Raw genomic sequence first — 13,951 nt, 5'->3', positions numbered from 1 at the left:
TGAACCAGGCCGCCAAGAGGGCGGCCTCGGTGATTTCTTCTGGTTTGGCCTCCTCCCCCGGGGCGAGGCGAAGGATGACGTGAGAGCCCGGGATGTCTTTGACGTGAAGCCAGAGGTCGTCCGGGCGGGCCAGGCGGAGGGTCAACAGGTCATTCTGGCGGTTGTTCCGCCCGACCAGAATCTCCTTCCCGGTGGTCGTCAGGAAGCGGTGGGGAGTGGAAGCCGGCTCGGCGCCGCCCTCGCCGCTCGGACGCCGGCCTTTAGCCGGCTTTTTCCCAGGCTTCTTGGCCCGCGGCCCGGCCGGGGGATCGGGCTTGAGGTAGCCGGCGCCGGCAAGTTCGGCTTTGATCTCGGCCAGGGCGGCCCGGTCCTCGGTGGACGGGCCGCCTTTCGTATCCAGGACGGTCAGGCTCGAGGAGACGGCGTCCAGGTAGCGCCACTCAGCCTCGGTGGCGGCCAGCCGCGGGCCGGCCGCGGCGACCGTCCTCTTGCCCCGTGAGTAGAGCCGGAAGTAGCGCTGGGCCACGTCCATCGGCGGCCGCGTCGGGTCGAGGGGGACGATCACCGTTGGCTGGTCCTCGTCGGCGTAGTCGATGGCCTCTAGTTCGGCCGACCGCGGGGGGATGCGGTGGAGGTTGGCCTTGATCAGGTCGCCGTAGCGGCGGTAGCGTTCGTAGTCGCTGGCCTCGGTGAGTTCACGCCGCTGGGCCTCGGCCCGCCGGGCCACCCGGGCCAGGGCGTTCTCAGCCACCCGCTGGAGGTTCTCCCGCGACCGCTGGAAGCGGGCGACCTCCTCGGCCCGCCCGTAGACGAAGTCGAGGAGTCCGCCGGGGGTGTCAAAGGTTCGAACGATCAAGCCGACCCGGCTGGCTGTCAGGGGGACGGCCGAGAAGGCCACCACCGAGCCGGTGCCGTCGAGGTAAGCCCGAGGATCGAAGGGACTCCCCCCGAGGACCGGGGTGGTGACCTCGGCCAATGCCCCCACCAGGGCCCGGCTATCAGCACCGGCCCTGGCGGCGATTTCGCGGGCCAGCTCCGGCCCCAGGCCGCGGACCTTCTTCAGGAGGACTTCGGAAACCGGCGCGCCGGCCGGCGCGGAAGCCAAGAGGCCGGCCATGGCCGAGTGATCAATGGCCGGGGGGTCGATCTCGCCGGCCGCCGGCGGGGGCACGTAGGCCACCCCCGGCCAGATCGAGCGGTAACGGTTTTCTTCGGGTCCGACCCGTTTCAACGCGTCGACGATGATCCCCGTATCATCGGTCAGGACGGTGTTGCTATGACGGCCCATCACCTCGACCACGAGACGGAGGGTCTTCGGCGCCCCGAGTTCGTCGCGGGCGTCCAGGGTCAGGGTGGCCACGCGATCCCAGGCCGCCTGCTCGACCGAGATGATCCGGGCCCCCTCGACCCGCTTGCGCAGGATCAGGCAGAATTGGGGCGGCACGGCCGGGTTGGGCTTCTCCCGCTTGGTCAGGTGGAGCCTGGCCCGGGCCGGGTCGGCCGAGATGGCCACCCGGTGGACTTCCCCGCGGGAATAGACGGCCAGGAGGAGTTCGAGCCGTTCGGGTTGGCTGATCTTCTGGATCCGCCCGCCGACCACGGTCCGGGATAGCTCCTGGACGGCGGCGGCCATCATCAAGGTGTCATAGGGCACGGTCGCATGCAACTCCCGGGCGGCCCCGGCGCCCGCCCGGCCCGATCCCTATTCTGGATGCGGGCCGCGGCGTCGTGGCGGAGCCGCGGATTAGCGTCCCAAGTATAGCATCCGCCCGGAACCAGCGTCAAACCAGGGCTTGCGGCGGCCCCGGCCGGCGTCGACCGCGGGGCCAAGCCTCCCGTCCAGTCCAGGGCCCCTCCAGGGCATTTTCGTTTCCCGCCCGGAATAGCTATTCCTGATGGCTACCAGGCAGCCTTGGTCCTTGGCGGCCGGGGGCGGGGAGCCAAAGCCCCGGGAAGGTGGGCGGGCGATGAGCGACGAGCCCCTCTATTCGTTGGAGCCGGCCGCGGTGGCCGGCCTGCTCCGAACGGACCTCGAACGGGGTCTCTCGGCCAGAGAGGCCGAACGTCGCCTCGACGAGGTCGGGCCGAACACCCTCAAGGAGGCGGGGGGGGTCTCCCCGCTGGCGATCATCCTCGAGCAGTTCAGCGACTTCATGGTCCTCGTCCTGCTGGGAGCGACGGTGGTCTCCTTCCTCCTCGGGGAGATCAGCGACGCCGTGACCATCATCGCCATCGTCATCATCAACGCCGTCCTCGGCTTCGTCCAGGAATACCGAGCCGAACGCTCGCTGGCCGCCCTCCGCGAATTGACCGCGCCCACGGCCCGGGTCGTCCGGGACCGGGCCGAGTTCGAAGTCGACGCCGCCACGCTGGTTCCCGGGGACCTCGTGATGGTCGAAGCCGGCGATCAGGTGCCCGCCGACCTCCGGCTGATTGAGGCATCAAGCCTGGCCGCCGAAGAGGCCGCGCTGACCGGGGAATCGCATCCGGTCAGGAAGACCCCCCGGGCCGTGGCCGCCGACCAGCGCCCTACCCTGGGCGAGCAAGGCTGCATGCTCTTCATGGGCTCGGTGATCACCCGCGGGCGCGGTCGTGGATTGGTGGTCAAGACGGGCATGTCCACCGAGATGGGGCTGATCGCCGGGATGATCCAGGAGTCGGGGGAGGAGGAGACGCCTCTCCAGCGACGCCTGGAGCAGCTGGGAAAGTACATCGTCGCCGCCTGTCTGGTGATCTGCGGGGTCGTCGTGGTCGTCGGGGTCAGGAACGGCGAATCCATCTACCGCATGTTCCTGGCCGGCGTGAGCCTGGCCGTGGCGGCCATCCCGGAAGGCCTGCCGGCCATTGTCACCATCGCTCTGGCCCTCGGGGTGCAGCGGATGTCCAAGCGGCAGGCCATCGTCCGCAGGCTCCCGGCGGTTGAGACGCTCGGCTGCGCCACCGTCGTCTGTTCCGACAAGACCGGGACGTTGACCGAGAACCAGATGACGGTCAGGCGGATAATCGCCGGCCACCGCTCAGTCTACGTCAGTGGGACCGGTTACAGCCCTAAGGGCCGATTCTACGGCGACGGTAGGGAGCCTCTGGACCCGCGGCGCAACGAGGCTCTGCGCCTGGCCCTCCTCGTCGGAGCGCTCTGCGCTGACGCCAGATTGGCCCCGGGGGGGATCAAGGGCGACCCGACCGAGGGCGCCCTGGTTGTCGCCGCCGCCAAGGCCGGGCTACTGGTCGAAGAGATCGAAGCCGAGTGGCCCAGGGTGGCGGAGATCCCCTTCGAATCCGAGCGTCGCCGGATGACCACCTTCCATCGGGTGGATGGCGGCCTCTGGCTCCTCTGCAAGGGGGCCGCCGACACGGTCATCGACCTCTGCACCCGCTTCCGCGACGAGGCGGGGGAGAGGGCGCTCTTCGCGGCCGACCGCCACGAGATCCTGAAGGCCAACGAGGAGATGGCCGGCGACGCCCTGCGGGTGCTGGGTCTGGCCGCCAGGCGGATCCCGGCCGGCGACCCCAGGGCCGCCGCCGTCCTGGGCGGACGGACCGAGGCCGAGGACCTCGCCCCACTGGAGCGGGACTTATGCTTCATCGGCTTGGTCGGGATGATCGACCCGCCACGGAAGGAGGTCTACCGGGCGGTCCAGACTTGCCAGCGGGCCGGTGTCCGGACGGTCATGATCACCGGCGATCACTGGGCCACGGCCAGGGCCATCGCCCAGGAGATCGGGATCCTCGAGACGACGTCAATCTCGGGCGGGGCCATTCTCACCGGCCGCGAGCTCGACAAGATGTCCGACCGCGAGCTGGCTCGCGCCGCTCAGACGGCCAGGGTCTATGCCCGCGTCTCTCCCCACCACAAGCTGAGGATCGTCCGCGCCCTCAAGCAGAAGGGGCAGGTCGTGGCGATGACCGGAGACGGGGTCAACGACGCCCCGGCGGTCAAGGAGGCCGACATCGGTGTGGCCATGGGCCTGAGTGGGACCGACGTGACTAAGGAGGCCTCGTCGATGGTCCTGGCCGACGACAACTTCGCCACCATCGTGGCCGCCATCGAAGAGGGGCGGGCCATCTATGACAACATCCGCAAGTTCATCCGCTACCTGCTGTCGTGCAATGTCGGGGAGATCCTGGTCATGTTCCTGGCCGCCGTGGCCGGCCTGCCTTTGCCGCTCATCCCCATTCAGATCCTCATGGTCAACCTGGTCACGGACGGTCTGCCGGCGATGGCTCTGGGAGTCGAACCGCCGGAACCGGACGTCGCCGACCGCCCCCCGCGACCGCCTCAGGAAAGCGTCTTCGCCCGCCGCCTGGCGATCAAGATCTCCGTCCGCGGCCTGATGATCGGCCTCGCCACCCTGATCGGCTTCTGGGTCCCCCTGCATGTCGGGGCCCCCATCGAGCACGCCCGGACCCTGGCCTTCGCCACCCTGGTCTCGTGTCAGTTGATCCACGTCTTCGACTGCCGATCGGAGCGCCGGTCCCTCTTGAAACTGGGGTTCTTCACCAACCCTCTGCTCATCGGGGCGGTGGCCGTGTCGACGGCGATGATGCTCGGGACGATCTACCTACCGGGGATGCAGCCGGTCTTCAAGACCACCGCCCTGACCGTCGGCGATTGGCTCTGGGTCTTGATCTTGTCCGGCGGCCCGAACATCTTCGTCAGCCTTCGCCGGGTATTTATCTATCACGGCAAAGAGAGAATATGGATGCAGATCGGGCGTGGCCGGGAAGTGTCCCGTCCCAAGGAGGACAATGAAGACGAATAGGGAATATGCTGTCATAGCTTGAAACTCACCGTCTCCCTGGGCTGGGCTCAGGGAGTTCGTCTGAGGAAGGGATGACGCGACACTTGCGCTTCGTAAAACTTCAGGGTGCGGGCAACGATTATCTGTTCATCAACGGCTTCGAGACCAAGATTGACGAGGAAGACCTCCCGGAATTGGCGGAAAGGATGAGCGACCGACACTTCGGGGTCGGCGCCGACGGCATCATCCTCATCCTGCCGTCGAAGAAGGCCGACTTCCGGATGCGGATGTTCAACGCCGACGGGACCGAGGGTGAGATGTGCGGCAATGGCATCCGCGGCTTCTCCAAATATGTCCATGACCGGAAGATGGCCGACGGCAAGCAATTGACCATCGAGACCGGGGCCGGCTTGATCAAGACTGAGATCATCCAGGAGGACCACGGACGGGCCATCGCCGTCCGGGTCGACATGGGTCGGCCGCGGCTCGCCCGGCGGGACATCCCGGTGAGCGGGGAACCTGCCGACCAGCGGGTCATCGGGGAGGAGATCGAGGTCGAGGGCCGGCGGATGAAGTTCACCGCCATCTCCATGGGGAACCCTCACGCCGTCTTCGTCGTCGATCAGGTCAGCGGGATCGACCTGCCCAGGATCGGCCCGCAGATCGAGAATCACTCGCTCTTTCCGCGGCGGACCAACGTCGAGTTCGTCCAGGTCGTGACCGGTGATGAGTTGATCATGCGGGTCTGGGAGCGCGGTTCCGGGATCACCCTGGCCTGCGGGACCGGGGCCTCGGCCTCGGTCGTGGCCTGTTCCCTGAATGGTCTGGCCGCCCGTCGGGCCCTCGTCCGCGTGGACGGAGGCCAACTGCTTGTCGACTGGGCCGCCGACGACCACGTCTACCTGACCGGCCCGACGGTCGAGGTCTTCGCCGGCGACTATCCATACTGAGCCTGAGCCAACAGGTGTCCATGCCCAGCCCAAGATAACTAATCAAGGACCGGCGGCCGCGACTGAACGCGACCCCATGTGGGAGGCAGCCAAAGCCATGAGAAGGGCCAAGCGGATCGAGACCATTCCCCCGTATATCTTCGCCCAGATGGACAAGCGTAAGGCGGAACTGACCGCCCGGGGCGCCGACGTGATCGCCCTGGGCATCGGCGACCCCGACCAGCCCACCCCGGATTGGATCGTCGAGGAGATGGGCCGGGCCATCAAGAAGCCGGCCTACCACCGCTACCCGGACTACGAGGGTTCCAAAGCCTACCGAGAAGGGCTGGCCGACTGGTACCGACGCAGGTTCTCCGTCGACCTCGACCCCGACAAGGAAGTCATGGCCCTGATCGGATCCAAAGAGGGGCTGGCCCATCTCATCTGGGCCTATGTCGATCCGGGAGACGTCGTCCTGATCCCCGACCCGGCTTACCCCGTCTACCGGACCCATACCCTCCTGTGCGGCGGTGACCCGTATCTTCTCCCCCTGCTCCCGAAGAACAAGTTCCTGCCCGACCTGGAGGCCATCCCGGCCGAGATCGCCAGGAGGGCCAAGATCCTCTTCATCAACTACCCGAACAACCCCACGTCGGCCGTGGCCGACCTTGACTTCTTCTGCCGGGCGGTGGACTTCTGCCGCCGCTACGACATCCTCTTGGCCAGCGACAACGCCTACGCCGAGATGACCTACGACGACTTCGTGGCCCCCAGCGCCCTGTCCGTCGAGGGGGCCAAGGACGTGGCGGTGGAATTCTACAGCTTCTCGAAGCCCTTCAACATGACCGGCTGGCGGATCGCGGCCATGGTCGGTAACCAGGACGCCATCGGGGCCCTCGGGATCATCAAGACGAACACCGACTCCGGTCAGTTCACGGCCATTCAGGAGGCCGCCGTGGCCGGTTTCGACCATCGACCGCGGGACTTCTTCGTAAAGATGAACGAGATGTATGCCCGCCGCCGGGATGTCTTCATCGCCGGGATGAACTCTCTGGGCTGGCCGCTGGAGAAGCCCAAGGGGACCTTCTACGTCTGGGTTCCGACCCCGCCAGGTCAGACCTCCGGAGAGTTCGCCGGGGTCTGCCTGGAGAAGGCCGCCGTGGTGGTCACGCCAGGGGTCGCCTACGGTCCGCACGGCGAGGGGTTCGTCAGGGTCGCCCTGACCGTGCCCGAGGAGCGGTTGAAGGAAGCCGTCGACCGGCTGGCCAAGGCGGGGGTCCGGTACCGCTGAGCCGTCACTCCGGACCGTCCGGGCGGACCCTCTGGAAAGGCTGGTCTCCGGGTCGGGCCCCCTGAAGGGAGCCCGACTTGCTATTGCGGGAGGAGTCGAACCCGGACAGGGTGCTGGGCCCGGAACCCCCCCGATCGGCAGGTGGTCGGCCGGGCCGGGTCGAAGCAAGGGGCGCGGTCCGTTCGTTTGAACCGGGGCCGTCTGAGGAACAGGGGCAGATAGAGGGATGAACGAAGGAGCCGGGCGATCCATCATCCACGTGGACATGGATGCCTTCTTCGCCGCCGTCGAACAGCTGGACAACCCCGCTCTCAGGGGCCTCCCGGTCATCGTCGGGGGGAGCCCTCAGGCCAGGGGGGTGGTCTCGACCGCCTCCTACGAGGCTCGGCGGTTCGGGGTGCGCTCGGCCATGCCCACCCGGCAGGCCCTGGCTCTGTGCCCCCAGGCCATCCTGGTCCGCCCGCGAATCGACCGCTATGTGGCCTTCTCCCGCCAGATCAGACGGGTCTTCCACAACTACACCGACCTGGTCGAGCCCCTGTCGCTAGATGAAGCCTTCCTCGACGTGACCCGGGCCGGCCGACTCAGCGGTCGTACGGCGACGGCCATCGCCGCCGAGATCAAGACCAGGATCGCCCGGGAGACGGGGCTGACCGCCTCGGTCGGGGTCGCCCCGAACAAGCTCCTGGCCAAACTGGCATCAGACCTCAAGAAACCGGACGGCTTCGTCGTCCTGGACGAGGCGGCGGCCGAGCGTCTCCTGCCGGAGCTGCCCGTCAGGCAGCTCTGGGGCATCGGCCTGAGGACCGAGGAAGAATTGCACCGGATCGGAGTCTTCACCGTCGGCGATCTCAGACGGGTGGATCCGGCCCTGATGGTCCGGATATTCGGACGGCGGGCCGAAGAGGTCGCCCTCTTGGCCAGGGGTATCGACGAGCGGCCGGTCGAGCCCAGGCAAGAGACGAAGTCGGTGGGGGTCGAGACAACCTTTGCTCACGATGTCCGCGACCGCGAACGGCTCCTCGCCGTCCTCGGTGACTTTGCCGCCGAGGTGGCCGACCGGTTGCGGGAGGGGCATTTTCTGGCCCGGACGGTGACGGTCAAGGTCCGGCTGGCCGACTTCACCAACCTCACCCGCAGCCAGACCCTGCACGAGCCGACCGACGAGGCCGGCGTCTTCGCCGAGGCCGCGGCGGGCCTCGCGGAGCGGGCCATTCCGGGGACCAGTCCGGTCCGCCTGATCGGTCTGGCCGCCTCCAATCTCCTCCGACCGGGTGACTTCTATCAGGTCGGACTGCCTTTCTAGCGGGCTCGGCTGGCCGGGCAGGGATAGTAGAGCCGTAAATGGCAGACACTAGCCAAAAATGGACTCCTATCTCAATTTTTTGCCTGCCAAGAAGGGATTACCCCGTCATGACGCGAATAGTAGGGCTTGAGTAGGGGCGGCCCTGGTAATTGAGGTACTTCCTGGGACCACCCCTGTTTTGCGACCATATGGCGGGGCTCAAGAGAGGTAACCAGATGATCCGGAGCATGACCGGCTACGGTCGGGCGGAGATGGCTAATGGTCAGCGCAAAGTGGTGGTGGAGGTCCGGTCGGTCAATCACCGGTTCTCCGAAGTCGTCATCCGGATGCAGAAAGACCTGAGCCCGCTGGAGGAACGGATCCGTAACCTGGTGCAGGCCAAGGTCAGCCGGGGCCGGGTCGATGTGACGGTCATCCGGGAGGCCTACGGTGAGCGCCGCCGCCGGGTCGAGGTTGACCAGGAGCTGGCCTCCTCGTACTATGAGAAACTCAGGGAGCTCGGGCAGTCACTGGGGCTGCGAGCCCAAACCAAGCTGGACCTGATCGCCCGGCTCCCGGATGTCTTCAACATCACCGAGGTCCCCGAGGACATCGAACGACTCTGGGAGTCCCTGTCCCCCGCGGTCGATCAGGCCCTGGACGCCATGCTCGCCATGCGTGAGCGGGAGGGCGAACGCCTGCGGGCCGACCTCGTGGGCCGCTTGGCCAGCATCGAAGACCACACCGGGGCCATCGAGGAGAGAGCGCCGCAGACCGTCGAGGACTACCGCCGACGACTGGCCGACCGAGTCAAGGAGATCCTCCCGGGCGTGGAGATCGACGAGGGTCGTCTGGCGACGGAGGTCGTCCTTTTCGCTGAACGAAGTAACGTCACTGAGGAGATAGTTCGCCTCAGAAGCCACCTTGCCCAGATGCGGCAGAGTCTGGAACAGTCAGAAGCCGTTGGGCGCCGTCTGGACTTCCTACTCCAGGAGATGAACCGCGAGATCAACACCATTGGCTCGAAAGCCAGTGACGGCCAGATAGCCAAGGTCGTCATCGAGGTCAAGAGCGAGTTGGAGAAGATCCGGGAGCAAGTCCAGAACATCGAATAGGAGGTGGAAAAATGGCGTTACCGAAGCTGACCCTCGAGCAGAAGAAGAAGGCTCTGCAAAAGGCTCAGGACATGCGCAGCCGGCGGAAGGGGATTCGCGAGCGGCTGAAGAAGGGCTCTATGTCCCTTAAGCAAGTGCTGGACGCGAAGAACGACGAGGTCCTCGGCAAGATGCGGGTGGCTTACCTTCTGGCTTCTCTGCCCAGGGTCGGAAAGACCACGGCCCGCAAGATCATGGAAGAGATCGGCATCGACGAGGCCCGGCGGGTCCAGGGTTTGGGCAAGAGGCAACGGGAGGCTCTGCTGGAGCGACTGGGAACCAGGGGGTAAGAGTTGGTAATGGAGATCAAGCTGATCAACATCGGCTTCGGGAACATCGTCTCGGCTAATCGGATCGTGGCCATCGTCAGCCCCGAATCGGCCCCGATTAAGCGGATCATCCAGGAGGCCAGGGACCGGGGAATGCTGATTGATGCCACCTACGGTCGGCGAACGAGGGCTGTGGTCATCACCGATTCCGACCATATCATCCTCTCTGCCGTGCAACCCGAGACGGTGGCCAACCGACTTTCGAGCCGCGATGCGGGTTCCGAGGCCGATGCTGCCGCCGACGACACCCTGGTCGAGTAGTCGCTTGTCGGGTCTGTGGGGATGAAGGATTTCAGGGTTGGCCAGAAGGGGTTACTGTTAGTCGTGTCGGGTCCGTCCGGGGCGGGGAAGAGCAGGCTGGTCGAGGCCCTCCGGAGACTGATCCCGGATCTGCAGTTTTCAGTGTCGGTCACGACGCGCCCTCCCCGAGCGGGAGAGCAAGACGGGGTCGACTACCACTTCATCAAGGAACAGGACTTCGTCGACCGGGTCGCCCGAGACGAGTTCCTCGAATGGGCGAGCGTCTACGGGCATCACTACGGGTCGCTCAAGAGTCAGGTCATGGAGGCGTTGAGGCAAGGCAAGGGCATCGTGTGTGACATTGACACCAGGGGCGCCCGTCAGATCGTCGATCGGTGCCCGGATGCCGTCACGGTGTTCATCCTACCGCCAAGTCCCGAAGAGCTTCGTCGTCGCCTGGAGTCACGGGGTACTGATAGCCGCGAGACGATCGAGGGACGTCTGGCGGCCGCCGCCCGCGAGATTCTCGCTGCGGGCTGGTATCAGTACTTGGTGCTCAACGACGACTTCAAAAGGGCCCTGAGGACCTTAGAGGCCATCGTCATCGCCGAGAGGTCACGCCTTTCTCGATCCCCAGACGAGCTCCGGTCGTTCCTGAAACAGGGAGGTTTCCAAGGACCAGATGACCCAACCGTCTCTTGACCAACTCGTAAAGAGAATGGACAGCAAGTACACATTGGTGGTGGCGGCGGCCAAGCGCGGCCGGGACCTGATGAGCGGGAAGCCGCGCCTCGTCGAGACTCCGGCGACCAAGCCAGTGTCCATCGCCCTCGCCGAGATAGCGGCCGGCCGGATCGGCTTCGAGCGGACGAAGGCCGGCGTCAAGTAGCCAGCATCGTCTTGGACCCAAGGTCTCGCACACATGGAACACCCGAAGGCTCTCTTCGGGGTTTTCCTTTTATCATCGTCCGATGGGTGTTGAACTGATGGGCTACGCGACCGTCCTGGTGGATGTACCGGTCCCGGCGGGTGAGGGACTCTTCGACTATGCCGTCCCACCCTCGCTGGACGAGGCGGCGGTGGTCGGGGTCTGCGTTCGCGTGCCCTTTCGGGGGCGGCGGGCCATGGGGTTCGTCTTCGCCCGCCCAACGACTCCAGCCGTCAGCGAGGTCCGTGAGGTCATCGCCGTCGATGACGCCTACCCACCCCTGACCGAGGAGATGCGCCGCCTCATCGATTGGCTTGCCCAGCGCTACCTGTGCTCCTACCCCGACGCCCTCCACGTGATCATGCCCCCGGGACCGCGGACCAGAGTCGAAAGCGTGATCCAGCTGGCGGTGGACGAGACGACCGCGTCGGCGCGGGCCGACGCCGTCGAAGCCAGGGCCCCCGGTCAATCCAGGGTGATCAGAGCCCTTGTGGCCGAAGGACCCATGACCATCGAGCGGCTGGGTGAGGCGGCCGGGGTGAAGGACCCCACGGCCATCGTCAAGCTCCTGAGCGGACAGGGCACGGTCTTGAAGGAATCAGTCTGGCGCAAGGGCGTCGGTCCCCTTCTGGAGACTCTCTACGCTCTGGCCGTCAGCGAGGGCGAAGCCGTCCAGGCGGCTGAGGCGACCCTCCGCCGGGCGCCGAAGCAGGCGCGGGTCCTCAAGACACTGGCTGACCGGGGTCTCCCGAGCAGCGCCGCGGAGATCAAGACGATGGCCGGGGTCGGCCCTGCGGTCCTGGCCTCCCTGGTCGCCAAGGGGCTCCTCAGGGTCGAACGGTGCGAGCGGCGGCGCGGTCCGGAGGTCGCCTGGACCGACCAAGCGGCGGCCTCGGTGGTCCCTACTCAAGCCCAGGGAACTGTGATAAAATCAATCGCTGAGGCGATCCGGAATCGCCGGTCGGAGCGCTTCCTGCTGCACGGGGTGACCGGGAGCGGCAAGACCGAGGTCTACCTGCGGGCGGTCGAAGCCGCCCTGGCCGGCGGGCGCTCAGCCATCTACCTTGTGCCGGAGATCGCCTTAACGCCCCAGGCGGTGGTCGGCTTCCGGGCCCGCTTCGGCGACGACGTGGCCGTGCTCCATAGCCGGCTGTCGAACGGCGAACGGTACGACGAATGGCGGCGGATATACGGCGGCAAGGTAAGAGTGGCCGTCGGCGCTCGTTCAGCGGTGTTCGCGCCCTTCCGCGAGCTCGGCCTGATCGTTCTGGACGAGGAACACGAGGGCAGTTACAAGCAGGAAGACGACCCTCGCTACAGTGCCAGGGGGGTGGCCGAGCACCGGGCCGAGGAGCACGGCGCGGTCCTCCTCCTGGGCAGCGCGACGCCGTCCCTGGAGAGCTACTTCGCGGCCGCCGGGCCAGCCCCCCGGTATCGGCTGCTTCGGCTGACGACGAGGATCGGCGGCCGACCGCTACCGGGGGTGAGCCTCGTCGACATGCGGGCCGAGCTGGCCGCCGGCAACAAGAGCGTGCTATCCCTCACCCTCCGGGAGAAGCTGGCCGAGCGGTTGGCCCGCCGGGAACAGACCATCCTCTTCTTGAATCGGCGCGGGTTCTCGACCTTCGTCCTCTGCCGGTCCTGCGGCTACTCCGCGCGTTGCCCCAATTGCGACGTCGCTCTGACCCTCCACAGCACCGGACCGGCCGGCCCGGAGCTCCGCTGCCACTACTGCGATTTTGTCCGTCCGGTGCCCGACGTCTGCCCGCGTTGCGGGAGCTCGTACATCCGTTACTTCGGGGCCGGCACGGAGCGGATCGCCGACGAGGTCAAGAAGCTCTTCCCGACGGCCCGTGTGGCCAGGCTGGACGCTGATGCGGTGACCCGCAAGGGGGCCCATGCGGCCATCCTCCGCTCGTTCCGGGATGGCGAAGTAGATGTCCTGGTCGGTACGCAGATGGTCGCCAAGGGCCTCGACTTCCCAAGGGTGACCCTGGTCGGGGCGGTCGCCGCCGACACCGCCTTGAACCTGCCCGACTTCCGGGCGGCCGAGCGGACCTTCCAGCTCTTGACCCAAGTCGCCGGGCGGGCCGGCCGGGGCGACCCGGGTGAGGTCGTCTTCCAGACCTACCAGCCCGAACACTACAGCCTACTCCGGGCCAAGGAGCAGGATTTCGAGGCCTTCTACGCGGCCGAGCTCGAGGTCCGCAGGGGCCTCGGCTACCCGCCCTTCACCCGCCTCGGCGTGATCATCGTCAGCGGGGTCAGGGAGCAGCCCGTCATCGATGCGGCCCAGGACCTGGCCGATAGGGTCAAGGCGGCGGCCGGCGAGGCGACCGAGGTCCTCGGTCCGGCGCCGGCCCCCTTCGCCCGCCTTCGTGGGCGTTTTCGCTGGCAGATCCTATTGAAGAGCGGCCCCGGGGCCGACCTTGAGGCCCTCCTCCGGACGGCCCAGGATGAGGCCCGTCACCGCCGGGGGGCGGGCGAACTCCGAGTGACCGTTGACATCGACCCCCAAGACCTTCTGTGAGCGCCAATCCCTTTGACCCACTGAAAATCGCCGATCCACCGGGTCGACAATCCGTGCCAAGGTGAAGGGAGAACGTGCCCCCGATGGCCGAAGCTGAGATCCGTAAGTTCGATGATCCCGTCCTACGCGAGAAGGCCAAACCGGTCCGGAGGGTCAACGCCGCGGTCCGGAAGGTCCTCGACCAGATGAGCGAGACCCTCTACGCGGCCAAGGGGATCGGCCTCGCCGCTCCCCAGATCGGCCTGGATAAGGCGATGGTGGTCATCGACGTGGGCGACGGGTTGATCGAATTGGTCAACCCGAGGATCGTCCAGGCCGAAGGGACGGCCACGGCCGTGGAGGGGTGTCTGAGCCTGCCGGGCATGTCCGGCGAGGTGCCCCGGGCCGAGAAGGTCAAGGTCGAGGCACTCGACGGCAGCGGCCACCGGAAGTGGATCGAGGGAGAGGGGATCCTGGCCCGCTGCCTCCAACACGAGATCGACCACCTCGACGGGATCCTCTTCATCGACAAGGCCACCTCGAT

Annotated in this window: 12 protein-coding genes; 11 read left to right on the top strand and 1 reads right to left on the bottom strand. The window is 66.7% G+C overall.

Features of this window, described 5'->3' with window-relative positions; genetic code table 11:
- Positions 1-1,654 (bottom strand): NFACT RNA binding domain-containing protein (locus VGL40_01890; protein ID HEY3314022.1); only part of this gene is annotated, 1,654 nt, incomplete at its 3' end.
- Between the two features lie 313 nt (positions 1,655-1,967).
- Between VGL40_01890 and VGL40_01885 the strand changes: the two genes are divergently transcribed.
- The 11 genes from VGL40_01885 to def all read left to right on the top strand — a co-directional run.
- Entirely contained in the window at positions 1,968-4,763 is a 2,796-nt protein-coding gene (locus VGL40_01885; protein ID HEY3314021.1) for a cation-translocating P-type ATPase, read from the top strand.
- Between the two features lie 83 nt (positions 4,764-4,846).
- On the top strand, positions 4,847-5,692 hold the full coding sequence (gene dapF / locus VGL40_01880; protein HEY3314020.1) for a diaminopimelate epimerase: 846 nt from the start codon (positions 4,847-4,849) through the stop codon (positions 5,690-5,692).
- A gap of 97 nt (positions 5,693-5,789) precedes the next feature.
- Positions 5,790-6,962, top strand: coding sequence for an LL-diaminopimelate aminotransferase (locus tag VGL40_01875; protein ID HEY3314019.1), 1,173 nt, complete (start codon positions 5,790-5,792; stop codon positions 6,960-6,962).
- Positions 6,963-7,188: 226 nt separating this feature from the next.
- On the top strand, positions 7,189-8,268 hold the full coding sequence (gene dinB, locus VGL40_01870) for a DNA polymerase IV (GenBank protein ID HEY3314018.1): 1,080 nt from the start codon (positions 7,189-7,191) through the stop codon (positions 8,266-8,268).
- Between the two features lie 215 nt (positions 8,269-8,483).
- Positions 8,484-9,362 (top strand): YicC/YloC family endoribonuclease, encoded by an 879-nt coding sequence (locus tag VGL40_01865; GenBank protein ID HEY3314017.1) that lies wholly within the window; start codon positions 8,484-8,486, stop codon positions 9,360-9,362.
- Between the two features lie 11 nt (positions 9,363-9,373).
- Positions 9,374-9,691 carry an integration host factor, actinobacterial type gene (mihF, locus tag VGL40_01860; GenBank protein HEY3314016.1) on the top strand — a complete coding sequence of 106 codons (318 nt, stop codon included), beginning with the start codon at positions 9,374-9,376 and terminating at the stop codon, positions 9,689-9,691.
- 9 nt (positions 9,692-9,700) lie between these two features.
- Positions 9,701-9,991, top strand: coding sequence for a DUF370 domain-containing protein (locus VGL40_01855; protein HEY3314015.1), 291 nt, complete (start codon positions 9,701-9,703; stop codon positions 9,989-9,991).
- A gap of 21 nt (positions 9,992-10,012) precedes the next feature.
- On the top strand, positions 10,013-10,672 hold the full coding sequence (gene gmk, locus VGL40_01850) for a guanylate kinase (protein HEY3314014.1): 660 nt from the start codon (positions 10,013-10,015) through the stop codon (positions 10,670-10,672).
- Entirely contained in the window at positions 10,653-10,859 is a 207-nt protein-coding gene (rpoZ, locus tag VGL40_01845; protein ID HEY3314013.1) for a DNA-directed RNA polymerase subunit omega, read from the top strand. The genes gmk and rpoZ overlap by 20 nt, the downstream gene beginning before the upstream one ends.
- A 97-nt stretch (positions 10,860-10,956) precedes the next feature.
- Entirely contained in the window at positions 10,957-13,428 is a 2,472-nt protein-coding gene (priA, locus tag VGL40_01840; GenBank protein ID HEY3314012.1) for a primosomal protein N', read from the top strand.
- An 83-nt stretch (positions 13,429-13,511) separates the two neighbouring features.
- A partial coding sequence (def, locus tag VGL40_01835) for a peptide deformylase (protein ID HEY3314011.1) occupies positions 13,512-13,951 on the top strand: 440 nt, incomplete at its 3' end.

The organism is Bacillota bacterium (assembly GCA_036504675.1).
Classification (GTDB): domain Bacteria; phylum Bacillota; class Sulfobacillia; order JAJYWN01; family JAJZPE01; genus DASXUT01.
Note: the sequence above shows the minus strand (reverse complement) of the source record. Positions and strands in the feature narration are given on the sequence as shown.

Bases quoted from the DNA above. Each gene is read 5' to 3' on its own strand.
- rpoZ (HEY3314013.1), top strand. From the start codon at position 10,653: ATGACCCAACCGTCTCTTGACCAACTCGTAAAGAGAATGGACAGCAAG.
- VGL40_01885 (HEY3314021.1), top strand. From the start codon at position 1,968: ATGAGCGACGAGCCCCTCTATTCGTTGGAGCCGGCCGCGGTGGCCGGC.
- mihF (HEY3314016.1), top strand. From the start codon at position 9,374: ATGGCGTTACCGAAGCTGACCCTCGAGCAGAAGAAGAAGGCTCTGCAA.
- VGL40_01855 (HEY3314015.1), top strand. From the start codon at position 9,701: ATGGAGATCAAGCTGATCAACATCGGCTTCGGGAACATCGTCTCGGCT.
- dinB (HEY3314018.1), top strand. From the start codon at position 7,189: ATGAACGAAGGAGCCGGGCGATCCATCATCCACGTGGACATGGATGCC.
- VGL40_01865 (HEY3314017.1), top strand. From the start codon at position 8,484: ATGATCCGGAGCATGACCGGCTACGGTCGGGCGGAGATGGCTAATGGT.
- priA (HEY3314012.1), top strand. From the start codon at position 10,957: ATGGGCTACGCGACCGTCCTGGTGGATGTACCGGTCCCGGCGGGTGAG.
- VGL40_01875 (HEY3314019.1), top strand. From the start codon at position 5,790: ATGAGAAGGGCCAAGCGGATCGAGACCATTCCCCCGTATATCTTCGCC.
- gmk (HEY3314014.1), top strand. From the start codon at position 10,013: ATGAAGGATTTCAGGGTTGGCCAGAAGGGGTTACTGTTAGTCGTGTCG.